The sequence below is a fragment of the Shewanella sp. SR44-3 genome, from assembly GCF_014163735.1.
Lineage (GTDB): Bacteria > Pseudomonadota > Gammaproteobacteria > Enterobacterales > Shewanellaceae > Shewanella.
Genome location: NZ_JACJDV010000097.1, coordinates 1 through 941, shown reverse-complemented (window position 1 = coordinate 941; position 941 = coordinate 1). Strand labels below are relative to the sequence as shown.

Annotated in this window: 1 protein-coding gene; it reads right to left on the bottom strand. The window is 46.3% G+C overall.

Features of this window, described 5'->3' with window-relative positions; all coding sequences use genetic code 11:
- A partial coding sequence (locus tag H5073_RS18635; protein WP_182680927.1) for an IS256-like element ISSde5 family transposase occupies nt 1-941 on the bottom strand: 941 nt, incomplete at both ends.

Genomic DNA, 941 nt, shown 5'->3' with positions numbered 1-941 from the left:
AAACGTCCTTCAAAATAAATCGCTAACTGAGATAGACAAAGGCTCCAATTGTGAATGGGCATTGTCCATTTATTCGAGGCGTTCAATATGCCAGCATAAAGTAGCTTCAACAAGCTATTTTCATTGGGAAAAGCCCCTTTGGTTTTGGTTAATTTCCTAAATTGACGGTGTACCGCTTCCACCGCATTGGTGGTGTAAATCACTTTTCTGATGTGCTCCGGATACTTAAAATAGTGCGATAAATTATGCCACTTACGGCGCCAAGAATTAATAACAAGTGGGTAAGCCTCGCCCCATTTCGCTTCTAGTTCATCTAACGCGAGCTCCGCCGCTTCCTTGCTCACCGCGCGATAAACACACTTCAAATCGGCCATGAACGCCTTCTGGTTTTTCGAGGCGACGTACTTCATTGAGTTGCGTATTTGGTGAATGATGCACAGCTGCGTCTCTGTATTCGGGAAGATACTGGCGATGGCTTCAGGAAACCCCGTCAGGCCATCAACACAGGCGATGAGGATGTCTTTTACACCGCGATTATTAAGATCGGTCAGCACAGATAACCAGTAATTGGCGCCTTCATTTTCAGATAAATGCAGGCCGAGTATTTCTTTTTTTCCTTGCATATTAAGGGCTAGCAGGGTGTACACCGCTTTGCTGATGTAACGGCCATCTTCTTTGACTTTGTAATGTATCGCATCGAGCCAGACAATCGGATAATGGCTATCGAGTGGGCGCTGTTGCCAGGCTTTAAGCTCAGGAATGAGCTTGTCAGTTATGGCGTTAATGGTCGCGCTGGAGACATTAATGCCGTACATTTCCTCGACGTGCTGATTGATGTCACGGTAGCTCATGCCCATGCTGAACATTGACAGCACTTTGCGGTCAATTTCATCGGTGAGCGTGGTTTGGTTCTTCTTGATGAGCTGAGGTTCAAAGGAGCC